Origin of the sequence: Rhodococcus kronopolitis, assembly GCF_042654025.1 — a bacterium.
GTDB classification, from domain to species: domain Bacteria; phylum Actinomycetota; class Actinomycetes; order Mycobacteriales; family Mycobacteriaceae; genus Rhodococcus_G; species Rhodococcus_G kronopolitis.
The window spans coordinates 456,031-481,321 of sequence record NZ_JBHSFO010000004.1; the positions used below are offsets into that span (position 1 = coordinate 456,031).

Genomic DNA, 25,291 nt, shown 5'->3' on the forward strand with positions numbered 1-25,291 from the left:
GCCCAGCACGACGACCGACGTGCTCGCCACGCCGGCGGCGGCGTCACCTCGTCTCCGTGCGACACGAGGAGTCGTCGTCGGCCGCCCTCTCCGGCAGCGGAATCTATGGATTCCGCCGCTCAACCTCGACCACATCACGGAAGCGGTCGTCCGTAGCTGCTTCGGGATCGACATTCGGCCCAGTCTGGATGCGAATCGCGCCGTAATCCTGCGCGAAAGTCACGCGGAGGCAGTGCTCAGCCTTGACTCCGTGGCTTCCTGCCGCTCGAGCCAGCTCAAGATCGCTCGGTTCGCTTCATCCGGCAGTTCCTGCTGGATCCAGTGACCGCAATCCAGATTGACCACTTCCACGTGGGGCACGAACTCCGCCATTTTCTCAGACCTCTGGACCACATCCCTGTCGCCGTAGATCATGAGCGTGGGCTGCTGGATGATCGGGTCCACGTCGGCCAGCAAGCGCCAGTTGCGGTCAAGGTTCCTATACCAGTTCACACTTCCCGTGAACCCTGTCGATTCAAATGCGGAGACGAAAACGGCCAATTCGCTATCGCTCATCAGAGGCTCACCGAGTGGCGTCTCTGCTCTGGCAAGATCGATCAGCGCCATACCCGGCTGAGGCTCCCTGAGGGGTTCGTTCTTCCGGTACAGGTTGCGGAGGAACCGGAAGGTGTTGTCTTCGAACACGGCGTCCGCGACGCCCGGCTGTCGATTGAAGTGGACGAAGTAGAAGTCACTGCCAAGCACGGCTTCCATGAACTCAATCCAGGGCTGCTCTCCGCGATCCTGGTAGGGCAGGCTCAGGTTGATCACCTTGTTTACCCGGTCCGGGTGCAACAGGGTCAGGCCCCACACGACAAAGGCGCCCCAATCGTGACCGACAAAGGTGGCATCTTCGTAGCCGTAGTGATCGAGAAGCGCGATGAGATCACCCGACAAATGTTCAATGTCATAGTCCGTCACTTTGGTCGGACGTGATGAGTTGCCGTAGCCGCGCTGGTTCGGGACGATGACGTGGTAGCCCGCAGCGACAAGGGCGGGCACCTGGTATCGCCAAGAATAGGCGTGCTCTGGCCATCCGTGACACAGCACGATGGGCTTCCCGGCATTGTGTCGTCCTGCTTCAAAGACTTCGAGTTCCACGCCGTTGACTGGGATAAGGACGGGCGTGGGGAAGTCGGATGGATTCACGGATGCTCCTTTGGGTTGAGTACCGATCTCGTGTCTGGATCGGCCGGTTGATCCGACGATAGGGAGCATCGTGGACACATGAAGTCCTAGATCGCTGGCAATCTAAAGAAATGCGGAACGATCCCACAGCCCGAGCACTGCAACTGCTCTCGCTCCTTCAGACTCATCGTTTCTGGCACTGTGCCGAACTTGCCGCACGACTCGATGTCACGCAGCGAACGGTGCGGCGCGACATCGATCGCCTACGCGACCTTGGCTATCCGGTCGATTCCACGTCCGGAAGATACGGGGGCTACCGACTTGCAACGGGGGCACACGTGCCGCCCCTGATCCTCGACGATGACGAGTCCGTGGCGGTAGCCGTCGGACTGCGCTACGCCGCCGAGGCCGCCATCGGCGGCATCGAAGAAACGTCGCTGCGCGCGCTGACGAAGATCGAAACACTCCTGCCCCATCGGCTACGCCGACGTGTGTCGGCACTGCATTCGAGCGTTAGTTCCATGCGGCGGGCCGACGACGACATCGTCGACCCCGAAGCGCTCAGTGTGCTCGCTGCGGCATGTCGCGACCACGAGCACGTGCGTTTCGACTACCGGCGAGGTGATGGCGAGAGCAGCAGGCGGCTTGTCGAGCCGCACCGCCTTGTCACGGCGGGACGTCGTTGGTATCTCGTAGCATGGGACCACCATCGTGCCGACTGGCGAACATTTCGACTGGACCGGCTCTCGGAGCCCTGGCTGGCAGGCAGTCATTTCACGCCACGCGAGATCCCGGGCGGTGACGCGGCAGGCTTCGTCGCGAGATCAGTCGGCTCGCCACCCCGTCACCACGATGCAAAACTCGCCATCCAAGCCACGTTCGCCGAACTCGAGGGTGTGCTCCGATGGATTGATCACACACCAATCGAGGTGGAAGCGGCCTGCTGTCTTGTCCAGATCCGCAGTGAAGATCTCGGCCGACTGGCGATGACGGTTGCACGCATCGCGCTCACCGCTCCGGTGACGGTTGTCGAACCAGCCGAGCTTGCCGACGCCGTCAGGCAGCTCGCCATCCACCTCAGCGCCGCGCCATCTGGCGAACAGGCGGGGACCGGTTGATCAGGCCGTGCAGGCTCACGTCATCGCCGAGACCGGTTGGCAGTGGTGTTCCCCACGCCGGCCTCTCGGCTATCGAGGCATGGATGGAACGAACGATGGAATGGAGAGGTGTTCACCCATGACGGAGCATGGTGGGCTGCATGTGGATTGGATAGGCCTACCGGTCGGTAGTCACACTTAAGGAGGGCTCCTGATCACGCAGAATCTGGATGAGTTCTAGATTGTCGACTGCCAGAGGCTCGGTCGAGGTGCCGGTTTGGGGCAGGTCACCGTGCCAACCAAGCCGGGGTAGTCCCGCGGCTCGGCGTTCGGTCGACTTCCCGATCGCGGGATGACCGCGCCGACCATGCAGGCTCGGTCGCGGCCATCCCGGCGGTGACAAGCCGCGGAGACGAACGGATCAGGATGATCCGCCGTTGAGCGAGCTGACGGTCTCAACCCGCGTGTGCCCCGTCAGCTGCCAACCGTCTGCCGGCGGAACCCCGGTACCGGTGAATTTGGCACCGTGATCACCGTCGGCGGCGTCTTGCGCGTCACCCGCCGTGTAGAGGAATTCGATCTTGATGTCGTCGACCATCGGCCAACCCTCCGGTGGTGCAGTCAGCGTGACGGCCCCTGTTGCGGGATCCGTCGTCGCAGGCCAGCCCCAGAGCTGTATCTCGAAGCCGAGGCCGTAGATCTGCGTTTTGGAAAACTTGAATCCCTTCGGGGGCTGATGGGTGATGCTCGTGACGAGCGCCGCATCGCCACCGGATTCGCTCTTTCGGGCGATTGTGACGATGTATGCGGCACTACTCTGAGGTGCCACCGACTTTGGGCTTTGGTACTGCATCGTGAAGTCTCCGATTTCGGTCCTCGCGCTCATCCACGGTTCCCAGCACGGGAAGAGCGGAAACATGTAGTCCCTGGTGTCGCACTCTCGGAGCAGTTGTTGCCCGATCTTGTCCGGCAACAGGTCTCCCGAACCGGACCCTGAACTCCCCTCCGCGCCCGCTGCACCCGCACCGATCATCAGCCCGCCGACGCCGATCGTTACGGCGGCAAGGATCGATGCGCCGCGGCGCATCATGTTCTTGGACAAGATGTTTCTCCATTTCGAATTGTCGGGACCCGGAACCGGAACGGCGATCGGAGGTCCCCCGTTTGCGCCCGATAATTGCGGGCCGCCGGGACTACCGGTACGACAGCCGTGCCTGGTTAGTTGGGACCGCAGACGATGGCGACGAAGACACACAGCACCGGGAACAACAGGCCGCCCGCCACACTGTTGGCGAGGTCGGTGGATCCGGAGTTCTCACCGGGGGTCGCGTGGAAGAAGTTGCTGCTTCCGGAATCGGCGACATCGGAGGGATTTCCGAGGTCGACCGGCGCGGCCGATGCCGAAGCCACGGTGCCGAAGGCGATGGTTGCGCCGGCCAACGCGACGATGAGTGAACGCTTCAAGATTGTCCTCTGCGCTAGTGCTGTTTCGACGCCGAGCGACGTCCCAGTGATCACACCGCACTCCGCTGCGTTTGTCCCCGGTGAGAGTTACCGGGATCCGACGGGTTGGTAGCGGATGGTATTCGCTGATTAGTCGCGTTGGTGCGGGTGTCGGCGGTTACCTCGGCTCAGGTTGGATGCGAGTCGTGCCGCGATCAGGTCGACGACGTGCTGAATCCGGCACCCAATGCGGCTCGGCGGAGTGGGAACCGGCCTCTGAAAACCGTGCGCGGTTCCAATAGGTGAACGCAACGGGCGCTGATGGGTGAACGCGCTAGCTGGATTTGAGTGGGTGGATGGAGGATGGAGAGGTGTTCACCAATGGCAGGTCGTTCAGGGCTGCATGAGGATTGGATAGGTTGACCAGTCGACGATCACACTTAAGGACGGCTCCAGATCACAAAAAATCTGGATGAGTTCCAGCTTTGTGTCAGCTGTTTGCGACACCTACTCCACCCGTCGGGATCGAACCTGCCACCCTTATCCGCCTCTCGATCTGTATCGCTGTCGCTGTCGGTTGCTGTGGAGCTGTCTACGCGGTAGGTAGCACCGTTCTTGAGTTCGTCGGACGTGAAGGTCTGCTGTGCGAAGTGGTTGTTCACCCAGATCTCGTAGCTTCTCTGGTTCGCAGGTACGGCCTCGAAGTGCGCGGTGTACGTGCAGACGGTCCCGAGCGCGGTTGGCTACAAACTGCTGAGTGCGCGACGGCGGGCAGATCCAAATTTTGCTGGCCCGTCATTTGTCAGAACGTCGTGTACCACCAGGCGAGCGCGACGTCGATGACGTAGCCGATGGGGCCGTACCAGAAGGTCCAGGTGTCCATTTCGTTCACCTCCTCAGTGGTAGCGGTAGCCGCCCGCCTGGCAGGTCGGCCGTCGTCGTTGTCCTTAACCGGGGAAGCAGCCCTGCCGGAAGTCGGCCAGGCACGGATAGGTCGCGGCCAGCCATCGCAGGGTCTCGTACGGAATCGGCAGGAACCAGAAGGTGTCGCCCATGCCGGGATCCTTTCGGGGCTAGGGCAGTGACCGCTGGCGTGTCCGTGTCAGCGAATCAGGCCGAGGACGTAGAGCAGGGAGGCGAGCGGCAGCCACGGCCCGTAGAAATTAGGGTTGTCCATCATTCAACTGACCTCCTCTAGCTGGGATAGTCATATGGGCAGCTCGCCAGCCCCCACAGCTGGCAGGGTGTGACTGCCCGTATGGCTTCTCGCAGTTCTGGCGGAAAGTTCATCGTCCACCACCAAAGCTGGAAATTGAACATGGTCAACGCCTTTCGTTGGTCATGTCAGTTGATCGGCACGCCGAGTAGGTAGAGGACGTAGACGACCTGGCCAGCAACTGGCCCCCAAAAGGCCCAATCCGTTGCAGTCATTCAACTCACCTCGTCAGAGACATACATGAGGTGCCGCCGCATTCGCATGGGAGGGCTTCCGACAGTGCTATTCGCAGCTCCTGCGGCAGTGGCAGGAACCAGATCCAACCGCCTGGAATTACCATTTCCACCCTCCGGGCCTCCCCGACCGTCTGACCAGGTTAGACCCCCGGCGTAGTGCAGCGGAAGGTTCAGGGCCGCCACTCCAGGCCGATGGCGTTGACGTCGAACACCCGCGAATACGGGCCTGAGGCTGCACAACGATCCGGAGGGCCACACGGACCGCCTGCCGCTGCACCAACAGATCGAGGTCTTCCACACTTTGCGGCCGTCGTAGCCTGCCAGCGATGCCAGCAACGGCGACGACGACGCATCCTTGACGTTCATCCGCGCGGCCTGGAACAAGGTGCGGTCCCCGTCGAGGACTCGCTGGACGGCCTCTTTGAGAGCGGCGCGGTGTCGGGATCCGGCACCCATCCTTTCGTGGATGAGTCCTGTTTCGGGGTCTATCCAAATTCCCGCAGTGCGTCCACGGAGGTACGGGAAGCCTTTAGAACTACGAAAGCCCCGACCAGAAAACGCTCTGGGCGGGGCTTTCATCTGAGATGTGGATGGATGGATGGATGGACATGGAGGGGTGTTCACCAATGACGGAGTGTGTTGGGCTGCATGCGGATTGGATAGGCCTACCGGTCGGTAGTCACGCTTAAGGAGGGCTTCGGATCACACACGTTTGGAAGAGTTCCAAGTCTTGTCGGTCCGGGTGCGCTCGAGTTCGGTATGGGTCAGCTCTCCCGGATGGAGATGCAGGGACAGGTTGCCGGGATACCTGCGCCGGCCTCTGGTGGTCGAGATCTGACTCCCTGATCACGGTGTATTCAAGACTGGACTGCCGTTGTCGACCGCAGGCACCCACATGTCGAGAACGCCGGCCGTTCTTGAAGCTCTGTGCCAGATCGGCGAGCGAGGGCCACCGCATGCTGCTGTCGCTCTTGCGCAGGAACTCGCTGATGCAGCCGTGTCGCGGACCAGAGCGGGTGTCGACGACGGAGAAGTCTCCGTCGTCGCCGGCGATAGGAACGAAGGCGCCGACGAAGGCGAACGCTCTGGTCTTTCCGCAAGCCGACAACCCACAGGGCCCCTGGAACGGCACGGCAGACCATCAGCGACCCGCTGCTGCCCTCCGTGTACGGCTGCATCGTGCACCCGTGGGCCTGCGGCCTCTACCTCGAGTCCGTGTCACCGCCTGGGACCGTACAACTTCATCGACATGCGCACATGGCTACCATCGACCAGGTCGACCGGCCGGACCCGGCGACCACAGGCGAGGCGCAATGGATCGGCACCGAGTTCCCGGACGTGCTGGTGCCCGCCGATGCGGAGTGATGGCCCGATCCCGCGTGGGTGCCGCATCCGCGTACCGCGGATGCGGTATCCGGGGTCACCTGCGAGCGGGTCGCGCGGCGTGACTCGCCGGGCGAAGATGGACGCGTGACGCGTGCCGGGTTTGTTGCCATGCCGCTCCGCACTGCGATGCCTTGGATCGGGCACCTGGTGGTGACGGTCGTGGTTGTGATGGGTGGCGCACTTCCTGACCATCCCGGCGGCGGGTTCGTGTGGTCGCCACACCGCGTGCTCTTCAACGCGGTGGCAGCCGCGATTCTGCTCGGCCGGAATCGGGCGCCATTCGTGGTGTTGCCGGTGGTCATCGCCCTGGTCGGTGTCTCGGCTGTGGTCGGGTTGTTCAACCCGGGACTCCCCGTGGCAACTGCAGTCGCGGTCTATGCAGTGGTGTTGAACACCAGTCGGCGGAATGGCCTCGCGCTTACCGCGGTTGTCGCCGCACTCATGATCGTCCCTGTCGTCGTCGACGGCTACAACGGGTTCCAGAGCGTCCTGACCGTCCTGCTCGGGGGCGCGGTCGGCGAGGCCGTCCGAACCCAGCGCAGCTATGTGGCGGCCGTCACCGAGCGAGCCGAGCGGGCCGAACGCACCCGGGAGGCACTGGCACGCCAGCGAGTCGCCGAAACGCGGCTGGCGATCGCCCGCGATCTGCACGATGTTGTCGCCCATCAGATATCGGTGATCAACCTCCACGCTGGGGTCGCGGCGTCGGCGTTGCGTGATCGACCGGCCGACGCCGAGAAGTCACTGACGATCGTCCGCCGTGCCTCGCGCGCCGTGCTGTCCGAGATTGGAGATCTGATGGCGACGCTGCGCGACCCCGATGCCGGCACCGGCCCGCCCGGCCTCGGGCAACTCGACGACGTGGTGCGTGAGTTCGCCAGCCATGGCATGGCGGTCACCGTCCGTATCGACGGCGACTGCCACGATCTACCCGGGACTCCAGACGTCACTGCGCTGCGGATCATTCAGGAGGCGTTGACCAACGCTCACAAGCACGGAACGGGCCGGGACGCGGACGTCCTCGTTGAGTGTCGACCTCACTCCCTGCGGGTCACTGTCACGAACCCGACAGCGCCGGCCAACACCGACGGCGACCATCTCGGCACGCGGCAGGGACTGATCGGGATGGGTGAGCGTGTCGAGTCGGTTCGCGGCACGCTCACATACGGGCCCAACGGGAAAGGGATGTGGATACTTGTCGCGGACGTGCCGATCGGGCCCGTCGACAACCGGACGACTACGGAGGGCCGCTCGTGATCAGCGTGCTTATCGTTGACGACCAAGCACTCATCCGGTCGGCGGTCATGGACCTCGTGTCCCACGCCGAGGGACTCGATGTGGTGGGAGAGGCGGCCGACGGACTGCTCGCCATCGAGCTTGCCCGCAGCCTACGACCCGATGTGGTGCTCATGGACATCCGTATGCCCGGCACCGATGGAATCGGTGCCACGCGAGCCATTTGCTCCGATCCTGATCTCGCCGGGGTGAAAGTACTGATCTTGACCACGTTCGAAGAGGACCAGTACATAGTCGGTGCCCTGCGTGCCGGCGCGAGCGGATTCATCGGCAAAGGATTCGAACCCGATCAGATCATTGATGCGATTCGGGCGGTGCATCGCGGCGACGCACTGCTCTCGCCCACAGCGACCCGCAGTCTCATCGACCGCTACGTCCAGCCGGTGGCACCTACGGGCCAGGTCCCACCGGCACTCGAGCACCTCACGGAGAGGGAAGTCGAGGTGCTCACTCTGGTCGGCGCAGGCCGATCGAACGATGAGATCGCAATCGATCTGGTGATCTCACCGCACACCGCAAAGACCCATGTCAATCGCATCATGAGCAAAATCCAGGCCCATGACCGTGCGCAGCTGGTCATCGCCGCCTACGAGAACGGGCTGATCCGGCCGCAGGCCATCTGAACCAGCCGCGCAACACGCGCCCGTCCGCCCTGCCGCCTTCGCGGCCGCGTACCGCGCTTGCAGTACGTGAAGATGCCGCCACCGCGGGACGCGCCGGGCGCCGGAAAACGCGATGCTGGATGAGTGTCACAAGCCTGACCGTCCAGCAGAACAGCGGTGTCAGTGCAGCCGGAGAATCCGCGCACATCGGTGTTCGCCGTGCTGCTCGTTGCGTTGCCGGCCACGGTCCGCAGCGGAGAACTCGGCGATGGGTTCCCAGCTGATTGCCAGGTTCCTTGCTGGTTGTTTTGAAGTTCACAAGCTGCACTTGGTTTGTTCACTGCCCGAGCAGGATTCCACCTGCAGACATCGACGTAGTCGGGAGATCGCAGAGCAATGAGTTTCTTGGACCGATTCCGGAACCAGTCCACGCCGGATGGAGGCTCCGGATCGGCCGACCCTGGGTCTACTGAAGATGTCGCGACCGTTGCAACGGGTTACGCGCAGACCGCGAGCAAGCTGCACGCGTTCAACCGGTACGAGATCAAGTACTTCGTCGACGAGATGAAGGTTCCCGAACTGCGGCAGGAACTCGCCGCCCGGATGGATACGGACCCGTACTCGCCGCACGGCGGATACCCGGTGACCTCGCTGTATTACGACACTCCTGACCTGAGGTTCTACTGGGAGAAGATCGAGGGCCTGAAGTTTCGCCGCAAGCTGAGGCTGCGGTTGTACGGCGAGCCCTCCGATTGCACTGACGACACCCCTGTGCAGATCGAGATCAAGCAGCGTGTCAACCGCGTGACACAGAAGCGTCGGATTGCGTTGCCGTACGGGGTCGCCCAGCGTTGGCTCAACGGTCGCGAGGAGATCGAGTGCGATCCGTCGCAGAGTCCGTTCGTCAACGAGGTGACGACCCTGATCGGCAACCTCGACCTGCGTCCGATGGTGACCACCGGCTACCTGCGGGAGGCGTTCGTCGGCCGGGAGGCCGACCTGGGTCTGCGGGTAACGATCGATCACAAGGTGCATGGCCGGGACCGGGATTTCCATTTCGCGTCTGGTGCCGAGAATCGCTTCATCCTTCCGCCGAAGCTCGCCATCGTCGAACTCAAGGCAAACGAGCGGGTGCCGTACTGGGCCACGGATCTGACGGCCCGACTGAACATGTCGGTGATCCGGGTGTCGAAGTACTGCCAGTCCGTCGAGGCGTTCGGCATGGCACCGCGCTCACGGCACGGCGCACCCGAACTGGTGTTGCCCGCCGGGTACGACGACCGCGCACCGACCGATGTCTTCGGCACCGTGACCCCGGTCGCCAGCTGACCTTTGACCGCACTTTCTTGAGTAGTTCACGACAACAGAAACAGGAAAATCAATGAATTTCGACCTTCAGGAGCTGAGCGGGACGTTCAGCACCTTTGACATCACCGTGTCGCTGGCGCTCTCGTTCGTGCTGTCCGCGATCATCGGCTGGGTCTACCGGTACACCCACAAGAACGTCTCCTACAGCCAGTCCTACGTGCAGACCCTCGTTATGGTCGGCATGATCATCTCGCTGATCATGCTCGTCGTCGGCTCCAACATCGCCCGCGCGTTCGCGCTCGTCGGCGCACTGTCCGTAGTCCGATTCCGCAACGCCATCAAGGAAACTCGTGACGTCGGGTTCATCTTCCTCGTGATGGCGATCGGCATGACGACCGGCACGCGGTTCTACCTTCTCGCCATCGCCGCGACGGTCGCCATCTGCCTGGTCCTGCTGATCATGAACAAGTTCAACTGGTTCAAGCTCGACGTCCAGCGACAGGTGGTCAAGGTGCAGGTGCCGCCGGAGCAGGAGTACGCGGCGCTCGTCGAAGACGTACTGATCAAGCACTGCACCGAGTTCGAACTCGTGTCCACCGAAGCGGTCCGCTCCGGTGCCCTCAACGAGATGTACTTCACCGCACAGATGAAGAAGGGCATCAAGCCCGCCGAACTGATCTCCGCACTCAGCGCCGTCAACGCCGGACAGCGCGTCACCGTCCTGACCGGATACGACCAGACGGACATCTGATGACCGCGACGAACACCGCCGGGGCACCGGCACCGAAACGCAAGCTCCGGCACCGGATTCCGATCTCGCTGCGTCAGCACTGGACGTTGCTGGTGGTGTTCGTCACCTTCGTGGCGATCATGGCGACCGCGTTCGGTAACACCCGGATCCGCCCGTACATCACCGGCGACGCCTCGGTGATCGCATCAGAGATCACCGACAACATCACCGGCACCGTCGACCTGTTCGACGACTCGGTCTCCCACGAAGTCTTACTCGACATCACCGACGCCGAGTACCAGGACATGATCACATCCTTCCAGAGCACGGGTGAGAAGAAGTGGATCACCGCCGATCTCACCATCGACGACACCTTCGTCAACGACGTCTCGGTCCGGTTGAAGGGCAACTCCACTCTGAGGGGGGTGCGTGGTATCGGACCGGGCAGCGAAGGATTCCAGCCGCCGGAAGGGATGGAGATCCCCGAGGGTTTCAATCCGATGGACGCCATGGGGGAACAGGCGTCGGAAGATGATCCGACCTCCCTGCCCCTGCTGATCAGTTTCAACGAGAACGAGGACGGACGTGCATACCAGGGGATGACGGAATTGTCGGTCCGGCCGGGCTCACCCGTGCTGAACGAGGCAATGTCACTGTCGTTGACGGCAGAGACCGGGCAGGTCACCCAGCGCTACGCCTACACGGTGTACTCGATCAACGACAGCGCCACCACGACCCGACTGCTGCTCGAGCACCCGGACGACGGCTACGCCAACTCGCTGTCCGAGTCCGACGGCTACCTGTACAAAGCGGATGCGAACTCGCGCTTCAAGTACACCGGTGATGACCAGGCCGCGTACGCCGATCAGTTCAAACAGATCAACGCTGTGGACAGCGGAAACCTGCAGCCGATCATCAACTTCCTGAAGTGGATCGACACTGCGAGCGACGAGGAGTTCGACGCGCACCTGGCCGACTGGGTCGACGTCGAGACGTTCGCCGATTACCTGGCCACGCAGAACCTGCTCGTCAACGGTGACGACATCAGTGGTCCCGGCCAGAACTACTACCTCTGGTACGACCTCGACACCGAGAAGATCACCGTCATCTCCTGGGACCTCAACCTGGCGATGCAGGGCGATGCGGCTACAGGTCCGCACGACACCGTGGGGTTGTCTTTACCCCGGCTCGGCGGGACCGGCGACACCGCTCCCGGTGCGGGGATGACTCTTCCGGAGGGGATGATCCCGCCGGAACGCATGACGCCTCCGGGCAACGCCGGCGTCTCGAACGAGGCGGACGCGCAGAGCGGCCAGGCGAAGTTGCCCGGTATGGGCGGCCCCCCTGGACTACACGCTTCCAATGCCCTGAAGACCCGGTTCCTGGAATCGGATGCCTTCAAGCTCGTGTACGAGGACGCCTACTGGGAGCTGTTCGACCGGATGTACTCAGGCGGGCTCGCGTCCGAAACCCTGGACCGGCTCACGGAATCCATCCCGGTCAGCGACGGACTCAGTGCGGAGGACCTGCAGTCGAGCGTTGACGAGATGCGCACCTGGATCAATCAACGCGCCACGGTACTGATCGAGCAGCGCGCCGATTGATCGACGGTGGCGGCGGGGCGCACTGCCCGCGCCGCCACCGGGTGGACCGGTACCGCGAAGGTCTCGTTGGTGACGCTCGGATACACCACGATCTACGACCTGCATCCGAATCAGCGTGGGATGCATCCCGGACCCGAAGGCACGCACACCCTCTGGATCGACGGCGTCCTCTACCCGGACAGCCTCCCGGAAGGTCTGTACGACCTCGACCCGATCGAGACCGACATGCCCGACGACGAACGGGAGCGCCTCGAGCGGCGTCATCAGGCGCGTCAGGCGTACGCCTTCGTTCCGCATGACGCCCGACATCCCGATGGGTCACGTCGCTACCGCGGGCCCGCGGTCGAACCAACCCGGGTCCGCTGCCCAAACAACCCTGTCTCGATGCGTGCGCCGCAGAGCATGCCGACGACCTCCTGCACGCGCGGTGAGGAATGTGGGTGCGGTCGCACGATCACCCTGCACGACACCGACTACCCCGATCTGCGGATGCCGTTCCAACACGGGACCCTTGCGTGGGAGGAGTCGTATCACCGCAGGGTCGGCATCGAGAGTGTGTTCGCTGACCTGAAGCAAAACCGGCTGCACGTGCACCGCGGGTACTTGCGCGGTTTCGGGATCCGGCGGTACACATTGCTTGCCGGGTTCACCCTCGCGGCGCTCAATCTTCTCAACCTGCATGACTGGTACTGCAAGCGTGAGCGTCTCGATCCGTGGGGCCGGTTCCTCGGTGAACCGGAACCAGCACACACGCCACGCCGGCGGCGTCACCTCGTCTCCATGCACCCTGACGAGTCGTCGGCGGCAGCCGAATTCGGCAGATAGCTATCCCGCCCCGGCAGCGAAATCCATGGATTCCGCGGCTCGACCTCGACCACATCACGGAAGCGGTCGTCCGTAGCTGCTTCGGGAGCGACATTCGGCCCAGTCTGGATGCGAATCGCGCCGCAATCGGGTCGGAAGTCCGCCGAATCGGGCCAACAAGGTCCAGTTGAGGGGAATCGGTCTCGGAAACCCGGCAGCGGGTCCAATTGGTGAACGCAACGGGCGTTGATGGGTGAACACCCTATGGATGGAGGGGTGTTCACCAATGACGGAGCGTGGTGGGCTGCATGCGGATTGGATAGGCCTACCGGTCGGTAGTCACACTTAACGAGGGCTTCTAATCACACGGATCTGGATGAGTTCCAGGGTTCATGTCGGTTGAAGTCCGTTGGGCCCAGGTTCCCTGGCCTGACATGCAGGAGTGTCGCCGGAACGCCTGTGCTGCCCTCCCGTTGTCGAGATGCGGGACGAAGATGATCCCGTTGACGGGTAAGCCTGACCCCGGGCTTCGCGCGCAGGCATTGACTAGGGTGCCAGCGTGACGTACTCGTGGTTGGGGCGAAGAACTGCAAGTAGGGGCTCGGGCGCTTGAAGGAGTCGATCGTGGATGACATCGAACCTATGAACATGATCGAGCAGGAAAGCCTCGAGCTGGGTAGCCCTCATCGCTACTGGATGTGGGCGACGAGCGTGACCGTGTTCGTTGCCGTGTTCGTTTCGATCCTGCTGGGCTTTCCGTGGTGGAGCGCCGTGTCGATTCTCGTGGTGGCTGTTTCGATTTGGTCAGTTGGGGAGCGCTTCTTGTTCCGCGGTGGAACGGACTGCTCCGAAAAGCAGTAGTGGGCGAAGAGAGTGACGCCGGCGGGGTCAGTCATCTTGACCACAGATCGTCCCACGGTGCCGGTGGCAACGGGATACGGTGGCGATCAGCATCAGATGAGGGGGAGATCAGAATGCATCAACCTAGCTGGCGGGGAATGACTTTCACGGATATCGCCCGAACCTGGGTTCGCTACCAACGAGCACGCCTCGCCTGGGGCGTCCCCATCCTGACCTTCGCGGCGGTCATGTCTTTCATCGTTCTGCGCATCAACTAGACACAACATCGCGCACCGGGGAGCGCCGCTTCGGGTGTTCAGAGCAATGAACGACCCGACGCCCACCGGCAGGGCGAGTAGGTCGCCCGCAACCACGAGGGGACGCCGCCAGCTGCGCAAAGCGCTAGCTCTGCTCGGCGTCGCGGTCGGCCTCGTCGTCTACATCGCTGCGTTCTTCGTCAACGCTCCAATCGAAGTGTGTATCTCGCAGCCGATCATCCCGCCATCGATGCTGGCCGGTGGCGACGGCGTGATGGCGTCCCCCGCGCTCTTCGATAAAGCCTGGGTTGTCATCGTTGCGTCGCGTTGTGACCTGACGTTCCCTGCTACGGGCACTCACGTCTCGACTCTCGTCATCGAATGGGGCCCGTCAGCACTCGCCATCGCCGGCCTGATCGGTGCAGCATCGTCGCTGTGGATCTGGTTCAGAGCGGGACGCCTTGTGAGCCGGCCCCGTTCGGCTCCAGCAGCTGGCGCAGGTCGCTGATGGGCTGGACCGCGGAGACCGGCGTGCCGCCGTCGATCACCAGAGTGGGAACGCCGGTGACGCCGTGCTCGGCCCCGCGCCGCCGGTCTGCACGTACATGTTCGGCGTATTCGTCACCGGCCTGGACTGCCGACATCTCATCGGCGTCCAGGCCGGCCTCGCGGCCGAGCCGCTGCAGGACGTGCGGGTCGGCCAGGTTGAGCCCCTCGGTGTGGTACGCGTGGAGGAGCAGCTCCATCATCTGGTCGGCACGGCCGCGGTCGGCCGCCAGCTTGGACAGGCGGTGCGCGTCGAAGGTGCTGACTGGCCGGGATAGATGCATGTTCAGCTCCAGGCCTTCCGTAGCGCCCAACGACCGGATCCGGGCGATCCGGGAAGGTGCCTCGTCACCCCACCATCCGACCATTGCCTCGGCGGCAGTCTCGCCGGGGATCCCACTGACCTCCGGCGCGAGCTCGAAACTGCGCCAGACTAGCTCCACGCTCTTGGGGTCAGCGAGCGTTGACAGTGCTGCCGCCAGTCGTCGTTTACCGATGTAGCACCAGGGGCACAGCACGTCGGCATATATTTCCACCTTCATGAGCGTCCTTCTGTCGGTGATCGTGACTGTTGGGTTCCAACGCGTTCGTCGCACCCTGGGTCAGCGAACGCCGATCCGGGGGCAACACGGGGAGCACACCGACTGCGCGGGGCATTGGCCATCAGGAGTCCAGGCGCTTTGGCCCGGGTCCGATTTCACGGACGACCGTGTAGGTGGGCGCCCCGGTCATGCGCGCCTCGGCCTTGCCAGACAGGCCCTCCAACGCCTTTTCGATGGCGGCCATCCGGCCGTCGGTATCGGAGTTCTCCACAAAGTTGCGGTAGTCCGCCTCGCTCCTCCAGCGCACGATGTTGTACACGCGGGTGCCGTCGGTGCTCACGTGGAACCGGGATGAGCTGTAGCCAGGATAGAAGCGCACCCACTGCTCCTGAATTTCCGCGAAGGCCTCAACAAGCTCTTGCTGAGTGTCGAAGCCGTCGGCGGTGTAGTCAATGATTGAATAGAAGCCAGTATCAGTGCTCACGTAAATGCTCCTCGAGATCGAATGCGGGAAGGGGCCCGGTCGCGGCCATCCCGGCGGTGACAAGCCGCGGAGACGAACGGATCAGGATGATCCGCCGTTGAGCGAGCTGACGGTCTCAACCCGTGTGTGTCCGGTCAGCTGCCAGTCGTCTGCCGGCGGAACCCCGGTACCGGTGAACTTGACGGCGGAATCACCGTCGGCGCCGTCCAGTGCGTCGCCCGCGTGGTAGTAGAAGTGGAACTCGATGGACTTATCCATCGGCCAGCCCTCCGGTGGTGCCGTCAGAGTGACGGCCCCTATTGCGGGATCCGACGTCGCGGTCCAGCTCAGCCGCGACGTACCGGGGATGTCCCAGTCGTAAATCGACGCGTCGGAAAACTTGAATCCCTTCGGGGGCTGATGGGTGACGCTCGTGACCGTCAATGCCGCATCACCAGCCGATTCGCTGTTCCGGGACACATAGATGCTGTAATTGACATAACCCTGAGGTTTCACCGACTTCGGGCTTTCGTACCTGACCTTGAAGTCTCCGATCTCGACCGTCTCGTACTCCGTCGGGTTCCAGCACGGGAGTAGCAGGAGCACGGGGAAGAAGCCGTCCATGGGGTTGCACTGCGCGAGCAATTGTTGGCCGACCTTGTCGGGCAACAAGTCTCCCGACCCGGACCCGGAGCTTCCCTGCGCACCCGCAGCGCCCGTACCGATCGTCAGCCCGCCGACGCCGATCATCACGGCGGCAAGGATTGATGCGCCGCGGCGCATCATGTTCTTGGACAAGATGTTTCTCCATTTCGAGTTGCAGGGACCCGGGATCAGAACGTCACCGCGATCGGATGTCCCCCGACGTACCCGACGATTTGCCGGCCGCCGGGACTACCGGTACGACAACGGCACCTGGTCAGTTGGGACCACAGAGGATTGCGACGAAGACACACAGCACCGGGAACAACAGGCCGCCCGCCACACTGTTGGCGAGGTCGGTGGATCCGGAGTTCGCGCCGGGGGCCGCGTGGAAGAAGTTGCTGCCGCCGGAATCGGCAACATCGGACGGATTTCCGAGGTCGACCGGCGCGGCCGATGCCGAGGCCACGGTGCCGAAGGCGATGGTGGCGCCGGCCAATACAGCGATGAGTGAACGCTTCAAGTCGGTCCTCTGCGCAGTGCTGATTCGACGCCGAGCGCGTCTCATTGATCACACCGCACTCCGCTGCGTTTGTCCCCGGTGAGAACTACCGGGATCGGGCGGGTTGGTCCCCGTGGTCTTTCCTGATTCGTCGCGTCGCGTCGCGTCGGTGCGGGCGTCGGCGGTTACCTTGGCTGAGGTTAGATGCGAATAGTGCCGCGATCAGGTCGACGACGCGCTGAATCCGGCCAACGCGGCTCGGCCGAGGGGGAATCGACCTCCGGAAACCGTGCGCGGTTCCACAACGTGGTCGGCCGGCAATGGATGGAGTTGTCGGGGGTGTTCACCAATGGCGGAGCGTGTTGGGCTGCATGCGGATTGGATAGGCATCCCGGTTGGTAGTCACGCTTAAGGACGGCTGCAGATCACACAAATCTGGAAGTGTTCCAGCCCTTCGGCGGTGTGGGTGAGGCCAACTGGAGCATGACCTCCGGGTGATACCGATGATGCCCGTGTGCACTGTCTCTGTGGTTGGCTGCGTGTATGGGGTGGGTCAATTGGTCGGATCTGGAACCTGGACAGTAGGGGGTATCAATGGAATCAAGAGCGCGAGTGATCGAGGCCGACCTCGAGGTGCAGCCTGGGTCTACGCTTCCGTTCCAGCAGGCAGATTCGCCTCTTCCGGGCCGTATGCCTGGCCGGATTGGTGACATCCTTACGTGGGATGAGAGCCAATTTTTACTGGTGGTTACCACCGGGACGCCATTGGGTGCGGTCGGCTTTCGGGCTGAAGAACACTCCGCACAGCCGCCGATGCAAGAGGTCGGGTGGGAGCAGTGTCAAGAGGTCTCGGCGCGGTTCGAGGCAGGGGAAGTCCTATTGCGTGACCTCGACGCAACGAGACGCTCCTCGCCGACAGTTTGATTTCGCGTCCCGGGCGGTACCGGATTCGGCTGTATGCCACAGGACGGGATTCGGGTGTCGAACTGCAGGAGGCAGGGGACGATCTGGTCGAGCGATACTTGATGCAACTGTGGCTGGAGGACCAGGAGCGATCAGGGACGCCACTGAATCGACTCGACTGACAGGTGTGGGGTCGAGAATCTGCCGAATCCGACCGTTTGGGCGGACTTGCGATGTAAGCGGAGGTCCGACTTCAGTCATGGTCCCAATAGGTGAACCCAACCGGCCTCAATGGGTGAACACCCTTGTCATGGAGGGGTGTTCACCAATGACAGAACGTGCTGGGCTGCATGCGGATTGGATAGGTTGACCAGTTGGTAATCACACTTAGTGGTGCCCGTCGATCACACGGTAATCTGGATTCGTTCCAGCTATGCGATAGTTGCGCAACGACGTCCTGTGGGCATTGCTTCGCGATGAACGCGAATGGCAATCGGCGATCCAAACGCGGATGGCCGCTGGATAGTTCCTGTGCCGCTGGCCCTCGGCAGGCGCAGGTCGTTCATCGGGCTGTCGAGGTCGTGTTGAGCTTGAGTGCGGTTCGTCCGTCTACCGATAGGGGCGAGGCACGAAAAATACTGTCGCACTGCCTATCTCGATTGTCCTCTGTCTGCGCGCCTACCAGGGTCAAGCTGGGCGTTGTGATAGTTAGTTGAGGTGAATACAGAAGAAGTTCCCAGCCGTCAGCGCTCATGTCCGCCGCCGCTCGGGCCGCGCACACCGTCGTAGATGATGTGCCTCATGCCTTCGCGGATCCTGTCGCGCGGGCATTAAAGGCCCTCCGGTTGGGGGACAACCCGGGAAATTATCTCCGGTAGTGCCGGGAGACGGTGTCCGGTTGGGAGAGCGCGGACGCTTCCGACCCCGCTGGCGGGTGTGCCATTGCCGACGCCGTGCTGGATCGCTTTGTCGACTCAGGGCCGCGCGCTAGTTGCTCTGAGCGCCGGATCCGACGCGTCTGCTCCCCGACCCCAGCTAGAACACGGTGGTCCAGTCGTTCTTGGTGCTGACGGTGGTCCACCCCCGGGTGCCGGCCAGTTCGAGCGCCTGCTCGGCGCCCGCGACGTAGTCGAACTCGCGGTCGGGATCATCGTGGCGCACGAGGAGTCGTAGTGCGGGACGGTTCGGTTGTTCGGAGAACTGCAGCATCGGGATGTCGCCGTTGGAATTTCCAGCCGACAGCAGTGGGCGCCTTCCGATGCGGTTCCAGATCCGCACCGGCTTCTCGGGGCCGTCGTCGAGGACATCGGCCTCGGGTTTGCGGACGATCGCGCCGCTGCGGCCGTCGTCCTTCCAGGCCAGCGAGACGGCGCTGCCGATGACCCGCTGCCGCGGCACGCGGTACATCTCCTGGCTGATCGGTCGCATGAAGTCGCGGCCACCGCCGGAGGCGATGTAGTTGCGGAACCCGTTGACGGCCAGGTAGTCGAGCAGCTCGACCATCGGTGCGTAACTGCACGCCAGGTAGACGCGGCCCAGGGTGGGATGCCGGGCGGTGCGCAGGAACTGGTCGGACTGGGCCTCGAAATCCTCCACCGTGATGTCGGCAAAGGCCGCCAGCACCCCGCCGGCGAGCACCTTCACCCCGCTGTCGTCGCCTCGGTAGTGCTTGGTGACGACGTCGCTGAGCCAGCCGTAGTCCTTGGCGTAGGCGGCCTGCCAGGGTTGACGGTCGCGCAGCGCCGGATCTTGCTCGGCCATGACGACGAGGCGGCGCAGGATGAAGTCGAGCTGGATAGGCATCGGCTTCTCACACCACAGGGTGCCGTCGTTGTCGAAGACCGCGACCCGATCCTCCGGCGGGACTCCGTCGGCTGTCACGCGTTCGACGAAGTCCAGAACAGCAGTCCTGGTGGCACCGTCCCGCCAGCTGGGTAAAGGATCGCCGGCCGGGGCCGCGCCCTGCCGGCTGGTTTCGGGCTCGTGTGTTTCCGTCATGGCGCGGACTCCTTCATATCCGGTGCTGCACATCAACCCGCCCGCGCGACGCGCTGGCTCTGCCGAGTCACGTCGGCAGAGCCCCGACACCTCGTCGGCTCGGCGCTGCTATTCGCGCGAAAGCATGGCGACGGCTTCGCGTTCAAGGTCGACATAGGGTTCGCCGCTGACGTCGACGGCCACCCGATTCAACGTGCCGCCGGTGAACGCCCACGGGGCGGTGCCCGGGTAGTCGTCGGTGACGGGTTCGCCGCTGTCGCGGCCGGCGTTGAGGCCCTCGCCGGTCAGACTGAACTTGCCGGGCTGGGTCCGGATCCGGCCCTCGCCGACCTTGCGGTCCCCGTGGTACAGACTCAGCACCCCGTGCGCGGTGCCGGGCGAATCCTCGCCGTCCTTCTCGAACGACGCAGCCAGGATCAGGTTCTCCCCGGTCGGCAGGTCCTCGGTCGCGTCGACCTTCTGCTGATCCATGCCCAGGAAGTTGTACACGTAGTGCAGCCGATTGTCCTTGACATACAGAGTGTGCCCACCGAACCTGCCGCCGTGCGAGAACAACACCCCCGAGGCGCCGGGTTCGGGGAGGTCGACGAGCGCCCCGATCGAGTAGGAGCGGTTGCGGATATTCACCGCGACCGCCTCGGGGACCTCGGCGCCGCCGGGTCGGTAGACGTAGCGGTTGCGCGGGGGCGCGAGTTGCGGGCGGGCGGTGGTGAAGATTTCGACGGCAGTGCGGTCGTCGAGCGGCAGCGCCTGGTTCGCGCCGGCCTCGTGGAACCACAGTCCGACGAGCTCGGCGAGCCTGCTCGGTTCCTCGGCGGCGAGATCTCGGAGTTCGGAGCGGTCCACCTGGGTGTGGTACAGCTCCCAGGTGTCCTCCGGGAAACGGCTCCACCCGCTGATCGCGGGGTGTGTGGTCACCGCTTTCCAGCCGTCGTGCCAGATCCCCCTGGTGCCGAGCATCGAATAGAACTGGGTGTGCTTGGCGGTGGGGATGGTTTCGGCGTCGAAGCTGTAGCGCATGCTCACCCCCTGGATCGGGTGCTGGGTGTACCCCTTCACCGTCTCGGGGAGTTCCACCCCTAGGCAGTCGAGCAATGTCGGGACGATGTCGATGGCGTGGTGGTACTGGTCGCGGATCTCACCGCGGGCGGCGATCCCGGCGGGCCAGGAGATGACACACGGGTCGGAGGTGCCGCCGTTGAACGAGTACCGTTTCCACATCTTGAACGGGGTGTTGAAGGCCATCGCCCACCCGTTCGGGTAGTGGTTGTACGTGTTGGGTCCGCCCAATTCGTCGATCATGGCCAGGTTGTCGGCAAGATCGTCGGGGACCCCGTTGGCGAATTTGTTTTCGTTGACCGATCCGTTGGGGCCGCCCTCGGCGCTGGCGCCGTTGTCGGAGACCACCACGATGATGGTGTTGTCGAGCTGCTCGATCTCCTCGAGGTACGCGAGCAGTCGGCCGATCTGGTCGTCGCAATGGGAGAGGAAACCGGCATACACCTCCGCCATGCGGGCGAAGAGCAGCTTTTCGTCGGCGGAGAGGGTGTCCCAGGGGCGGGTGAAGTCCAGCGGCGGGAACGGCTGGCCGTCGGGTCCGGTGCGGGTCTCGGGGGTGCCGATCGGGTTGAGCGGCGGCAACTCGGTGTCCGGAGGTACGAGGCCCATCTCCTTCTGCCGGGCCAGGGTCTTCTCGCGCATCGCCTCGTAGCCGTCGTCGAACCTGCCGCGGTAGCGGTCGGCCCATTCGCGGGGCACCTGGTGCGGGGCGTGCGCGCAGCCGGGTGCGTAGTACAGGAACACCGGCCGGTCCGGGGCGATCGCCTTGACGTCGCCGAGGTAGTCGAGTGCGTGGTCGGTGATGTCGACGCTGAAGTGGTAGCCCTGCTCCGGGGTGGCGGGCTGTTCGACGGGATGGTTGTCGTGCACCAGATCCGGGTACCACTGGTTCGTCTCCGCGCCGAGGAAGCCGTAGAAGCGCTCGAAGCCGCGGCCGACCGGCCAATTCCGTTTCGTCGACGCCAGGTTCATCTCGTCCTCGGCGCACAGGTGCCACTTGCCGACCATCGCGGTGGAAAAGCCCTGCTCGACCAGGACCTCGGCGAGGGTGGCGCATTCCGGGGGGATGTGCCCGTTGGCGCCGGGGAACCCGACCGCCGCCTCACTGATGCAGGCCATCCCGTTGGTGGTGTGGTTACGCCCGGTCAGCAGACACGACCGGGTGGGCGAGCACAGGGCGGTCGTGTGCCACTGGCCGTAGCGCAGCCCGTTCCCGGCGATCCGGTCGATGTTCGGCGTCTCGATCGGCCCGCCGTAGCAGCCCAACGCCCCGTAACCGACGTCGTCGAGCACGATGTAGAGGACGTTCGGCGAGCCGGGCGGTGCCTTTGGTTGCTCGTACGGACCCCAGTCCGGGATCGAGTCACGAATATCGAGATTGACGACACCTTTGAATGCTTTGGCCATGACCTGGCTCCTCACATGTGGTCTAGTTCTCAGTTTTGGCAGCCGCGGCGTCGGACGCATCCCCCGAAAGGGGTGACCCACCGGTGTTCGCCGGCGTTGAATGGGGGTCACGCGCGATTTCAGAACTGCCTCTCGAGCGGCCTCGGTAACCTCATGCATAACCTCGGTGTCCCCGATTTCCCCGGCGCCTCCCAGCGCCGGCGCCTGGAGTTTTCCGGCGACCCGATCCTCGCCGCCAGGTTCTCCGTCCCGGCGCCGCCGAAGATCCTCGTCCCCCGGCCCGCGCTGCTCGACCGCCTCACGGCCGGGGCGCAGGGGCCACTGACTCTCGTCAACGGCCCGGCCGGTGCCGGAAAGACGGTGCTCGCCGCCCACTGGGTGACCGCAGGCCCGGCCCCCGGCCCCACCGTGTGGCTGACCGTGGAACCCGATGACGCTCCCGGCCTGTTCTGGGCCTACGTCCTCGAGGCGCTGCACCGCCGTGGGGTACCGTTGCCGGCCGAGGTGGGCCGCCCGACACGGGCGGAGGGAGTGGATCAGTCCCTTCTGGTGTGCCTGGCCGACGGGTTGGCCAATGCTCCGGAACCGGTGGTGCTGGTGATCGACCAATTCGACGCGGCCTGTGCACCCGAGATCACCGCCGGCCTGCACTTCGTGCTTCGACATGCCGCAGGCGGGCTGCGCCTGGTGCTCACCGGCCGGACCGAGCCGCTGCTGCCGCTGCACCGCTACCGGACGTCGGGCGAGATCACCGAGATCCGCAACGCCGACCTGGTGTTCACCCCTGCGGAAACCCATGTCCTGCTGCGCGAGCACGGGCTCGACATCTCGCCGGCGGCTCTTGCGCTGCTGATGGACCGCACCGAGGGCTGGGCGGCGGGCCTGCGCCTGTCCGCGCTGGCGATGCAACGCAGCAGTGATCCTGAGGCATTCATCGGCGGGTTCGCCGCCGACCGCACCGCGATCGTGGACTACCTGCTCACCGAGGTGCTCGATGCGCTGCCGCCCGACACGCAGGCACTGCTCCTGCGCACCAGTATCTGCGAGCAGATCCACCCGGCGCTGGCGGACATCCTGACCGGTCGCCGCGACGCCGACTGGACCCTCGCCGGTCTCGCCCGCGCCAACGCATTCGTCGAACGGGTCGACGGATCGACCTGGTACCGACTGCACCCCCTGTTCGCCGAAGTGCTGCACGCCCATCTGCGACACCGGCACCCCGGGCTGGAACCCAAGCTGCGCGCCCACGCGGCGCGGTGGTTGGCCGACACCGGCCGCGTGGGCGCCGCCGTGACACAGGCCGCCGCGGGCCGGGACTGGCAGTTCGCGGCAGGGCACCTGATCGACACTCTGGCCATCGGGCGGCTCTTTACCGGCATGGACACCGCCCGGCTGCGCCGCGCGTTCTCCGCCATGCCCGAGACCCTGACCGGTGCGGCTCCCGCCCTGGTGGGTGCAGCATGTCGGCTCGCCGACCATGACCTCACCGGCTGCGCGGCCGGGCTCCGGCGCGCGGACGAGCACCTGGGCACCTCCACAGACCCGGCACCGCATCTCGCTCGCTCCTTCCTCGGAGTGCTCGCCGGGCGGGCCGCCGACGATCTGGACGCCACCCGACTCGCGGCGACCGACGCCAGTCGCCTGCTGCACGAGATCCCGCAGCGGTTGCTCGAAGAGCACCCAGAGGTCCCGGCGATGGTGCTGGCCGGCCACGGTGCCGCCGAACTCGACGCCGGGCATCTCGACCGCGCCGAGAGTGTGCTCAGCGCCGCCATTCAAGCGTGCGGGCGGCCCGGGACCGAGCAGCCGCTCTGCGATGCACTTACCTCGCTCGCCCTGGTCGAGCTGCTGCGGGGGCAGCTGCGGCGGGCGGAGAAACACTCGAGGAGATCGCTCGCTGTTGCCGAACGATCGGCGTTCCCGCCGGACCACCTGATCGGAATGAGTCACCTCGTCCTCGCGGGCGTCGCCGCCGAACACGACGACCGGTCGACCGCGCGCACCCACCTCGACCTGGCGACCGCCTCCGCCGGACCGATCCCCGCACCCGCCGCCGCCGTGGCCGCCGCCGTCATCGGCTCCCGGCTGGCGGCAGCCGACGGGGACTGGGAGGACGCACTCGCCATACCCCGCACGGTCGGTTCGGCTCTGGCCCCCCGGCAGCCGGCGGACTGGACGGCAGACGAGCTGGCGATCGCGGAATCTTCCGCACATCTTGCGCACGCGGACGTGCGCGCCGCCCTCGAGGTGCTCGACGCCACCCCCTCCGACCGGCCCGAACACGCCGTAGCCCGCACCCGGGCACTGCTCGCCGCGAGGCACGATGACGTCGACCTGCCGGAGGTCCTCACCGAACTACGGGCAGACAAGTCCGCCTCCGCGGTCCTCCGGGTGCAGGCCTGCCTGCTGCGCGCCCAGGCCGCCGCCCAGAGCGGTCACACCGAGGAGGCGCACCGTCTGCTGCGCCAAGCACTCGTATCCGCGCGCCCGGAGGAGCTGTGTCGAGTCTTCGTCGAGAGCGGCCCGTGGGTGCGCCAGTTACTCCGCCACGACCCACAACTGGCAAAGGGACACGACTGGCTGCCCGCCCAGGCCCTCGGAGAACCGCGCACCGAGTACCCCCGGCAGCCACCCGCGGTGGTCGAATCCCTGACCGAGCGTGAGTACCAGGTACTGCGTCAGGCAGCGGCGATGCTGACCACCGAAGAGATCGCGGCCGCGCTGTCCATCTCCGCCAACACGGTCAAGACCCACCTGCTCAACATCTACCGCAAGCTCGGTGTCGCCCGACGCCGCGACGCCGTCCACCGCGCCCGAGACCTCAAGATCCTGTGACCGCGGGTCCCCCGAACCGGGCGATGCCGAACACCGTCGCGGCGCAGAGGATGAAAGGAGGAAACCCCCCCACACCTCGGCTCCTAGAAAAGAGTGCACATGCGCTACGAATTCCGCATCGCCGGCCTCGTGTCGGAGGCACTCGCCGAAGCCTTCCCCGAACTCGACCAAACCGCGATGCACGACCAGACCCTGTTCTACGGCGCCGTCACCGACGAAGCCCACCTGTACGGGCTCCTGGCCCGGTTCCAATCATTGGGCCTCCACGTCCTCGAAATGCGGCAGCTGCCCGAATCCCGCGCCGGCCCCATCGCCTCGGGGTGAGCCCTCCGTGGACCCCGAACGACGAACAGCTGGCTGGCGCCGGGCAGCACTGGGCACGGTAATGGGGGCGATTTATCGGCACCC

19 protein-coding genes are annotated in these 25,291 nt (G+C 64.5%); 10 read left to right on the forward strand and 9 right to left on the reverse strand.

The annotated features are described in order from the left end of the window. Window positions 1-219: 219 nt before the first annotated feature. Entirely contained in the window at window positions 220-1,188 is a 969-nt protein-coding gene (locus tag ACFO6S_RS11050) for an alpha/beta fold hydrolase (RefSeq protein WP_378416835.1), read from the reverse strand. Between the two features lie 110 nt (window positions 1,189-1,298). On the opposite strand from ACFO6S_RS11050, the gene ACFO6S_RS11055 reads away from it, so the two are divergent. Then, entirely contained in the window at window positions 1,299-2,285 is a 987-nt protein-coding gene (locus tag ACFO6S_RS11055) for a helix-turn-helix transcriptional regulator (RefSeq protein WP_378416837.1), read from the forward strand. A gap of 400 nt (window positions 2,286-2,685) precedes the next feature. Here the strand turns inward: ACFO6S_RS11055 and ACFO6S_RS11060 are convergent, their stop codons facing one another. Beyond that, window positions 2,686-3,366 (reverse strand): hypothetical protein, encoded by a 681-nt coding sequence (locus ACFO6S_RS11060; RefSeq protein ID WP_378416839.1) that lies wholly within the window; start codon window positions 3,364-3,366, stop codon window positions 2,686-2,688. A 116-nt stretch (window positions 3,367-3,482) separates the two neighbouring features. Continuing rightward, the gene (locus tag ACFO6S_RS11065) at window positions 3,483-3,728 is read right to left on the reverse strand and encodes a hypothetical protein (protein WP_378416841.1); all 246 of its coding nucleotides are present in this window, start codon (window positions 3,726-3,728) and stop codon (window positions 3,483-3,485) included. A gap of 2,901 nt (window positions 3,729-6,629) precedes the next feature. On the opposite strand from ACFO6S_RS11065, the gene ACFO6S_RS11070 reads away from it, so the two are divergent. From ACFO6S_RS11070 to ACFO6S_RS11100, 7 genes are all read left to right on the forward strand, one after another. Continuing rightward, complete coding sequence (locus ACFO6S_RS11070) at window positions 6,630-7,802, forward strand: sensor histidine kinase (RefSeq protein ID WP_378416842.1); 1,173 nt, start codon at window positions 6,630-6,632, stop codon at window positions 7,800-7,802. Further along, window positions 7,799-8,464: a response regulator transcription factor gene (locus ACFO6S_RS11075; RefSeq protein ID WP_378416844.1), complete on the forward strand. Its 666-nt coding sequence runs from the start codon at window positions 7,799-7,801 to the stop codon at window positions 8,462-8,464. The genes ACFO6S_RS11070 and ACFO6S_RS11075 overlap by 4 nt, the downstream gene beginning before the upstream one ends. Before the next feature lie 375 nt (window positions 8,465-8,839). Continuing rightward, the gene (locus tag ACFO6S_RS11080) at window positions 8,840-9,772 is read left to right on the forward strand and encodes a polyphosphate polymerase domain-containing protein (protein WP_378416846.1); all 933 of its coding nucleotides are present in this window, start codon (window positions 8,840-8,842) and stop codon (window positions 9,770-9,772) included. Between the two features lie 52 nt (window positions 9,773-9,824). Then, entirely contained in the window at window positions 9,825-10,502 is a 678-nt protein-coding gene (locus tag ACFO6S_RS11085; RefSeq protein ID WP_378416848.1) for a DUF4956 domain-containing protein, read from the forward strand. Next, a complete protein-coding gene (locus ACFO6S_RS11090) occupies window positions 10,502-12,085 on the forward strand; it encodes a CotH kinase family protein (protein WP_378416850.1) in 1,584 nt (527 codons plus the stop codon). Before ACFO6S_RS11085 ends, ACFO6S_RS11090 begins: the two co-directional genes overlap by 1 nt. A gap of 69 nt (window positions 12,086-12,154) precedes the next feature. Continuing rightward, entirely contained in the window at window positions 12,155-12,910 is a 756-nt protein-coding gene (locus ACFO6S_RS11095) for a hypothetical protein (protein WP_378416852.1), read from the forward strand. A 603-nt stretch (window positions 12,911-13,513) separates the two neighbouring features. Next, window positions 13,514-13,750 (forward strand): hypothetical protein, encoded by a 237-nt coding sequence (locus tag ACFO6S_RS11100; protein ID WP_378416854.1) that lies wholly within the window; start codon window positions 13,514-13,516, stop codon window positions 13,748-13,750. Between the two features lie 682 nt (window positions 13,751-14,432). On the opposite strand, the gene ACFO6S_RS11105 is transcribed toward ACFO6S_RS11100, so the two are convergent. The 6 genes from ACFO6S_RS11105 to ACFO6S_RS11130 form a co-directional block, all read right to left on the reverse strand. Then, window positions 14,433-15,074, reverse strand: coding sequence for a DsbA family oxidoreductase (locus ACFO6S_RS11105; protein ID WP_378416856.1), 642 nt, complete (start codon window positions 15,072-15,074; stop codon window positions 14,433-14,435). A gap of 121 nt (window positions 15,075-15,195) precedes the next feature. Beyond that, on the reverse strand, window positions 15,196-15,558 hold the full coding sequence (locus ACFO6S_RS11110) for an antibiotic biosynthesis monooxygenase family protein (protein WP_378416858.1): 363 nt from the start codon (window positions 15,556-15,558) through the stop codon (window positions 15,196-15,198). An 81-nt stretch (window positions 15,559-15,639) separates the two neighbouring features. Continuing rightward, the gene (locus ACFO6S_RS11115) at window positions 15,640-16,335 is read right to left on the reverse strand and encodes a hypothetical protein (RefSeq protein ID WP_378416859.1); all 696 of its coding nucleotides are present in this window, start codon (window positions 16,333-16,335) and stop codon (window positions 15,640-15,642) included. A gap of 121 nt (window positions 16,336-16,456) precedes the next feature. Next, complete coding sequence (locus tag ACFO6S_RS11120; protein WP_378416860.1) at window positions 16,457-16,702, reverse strand: hypothetical protein; 246 nt, start codon at window positions 16,700-16,702, stop codon at window positions 16,457-16,459. Between the two features lie 1,917 nt (window positions 16,703-18,619). After that, window positions 18,620-19,582 (reverse strand): HAD family hydrolase, encoded by a 963-nt coding sequence (locus ACFO6S_RS11125; RefSeq protein WP_378416862.1) that lies wholly within the window; start codon window positions 19,580-19,582, stop codon window positions 18,620-18,622. 108 nt (window positions 19,583-19,690) lie between these two features. Beyond that, window positions 19,691-22,048 carry an arylsulfatase gene (locus ACFO6S_RS11130; protein ID WP_378416864.1) on the reverse strand — a complete coding sequence of 786 codons (2,358 nt, stop codon included), beginning with the start codon at window positions 22,046-22,048 and terminating at the stop codon, window positions 19,691-19,693. Window positions 22,049-22,201: 153 nt separating this feature from the next. Here ACFO6S_RS11130 and ACFO6S_RS11135 point away from each other — a divergent pair, with 153 nt between their 5' ends. Then, entirely contained in the window at window positions 22,202-24,883 is a 2,682-nt protein-coding gene (locus ACFO6S_RS11135) for a winged helix-turn-helix domain-containing protein (protein ID WP_378416866.1), read from the forward strand. A gap of 99 nt (window positions 24,884-24,982) precedes the next feature. Beyond that, a complete protein-coding gene (locus tag ACFO6S_RS11140; protein WP_378416868.1) occupies window positions 24,983-25,207 on the forward strand; it encodes a hypothetical protein in 225 nt (74 codons plus the stop codon). Window positions 25,208-25,291: the final 84 nt, after the last annotated feature.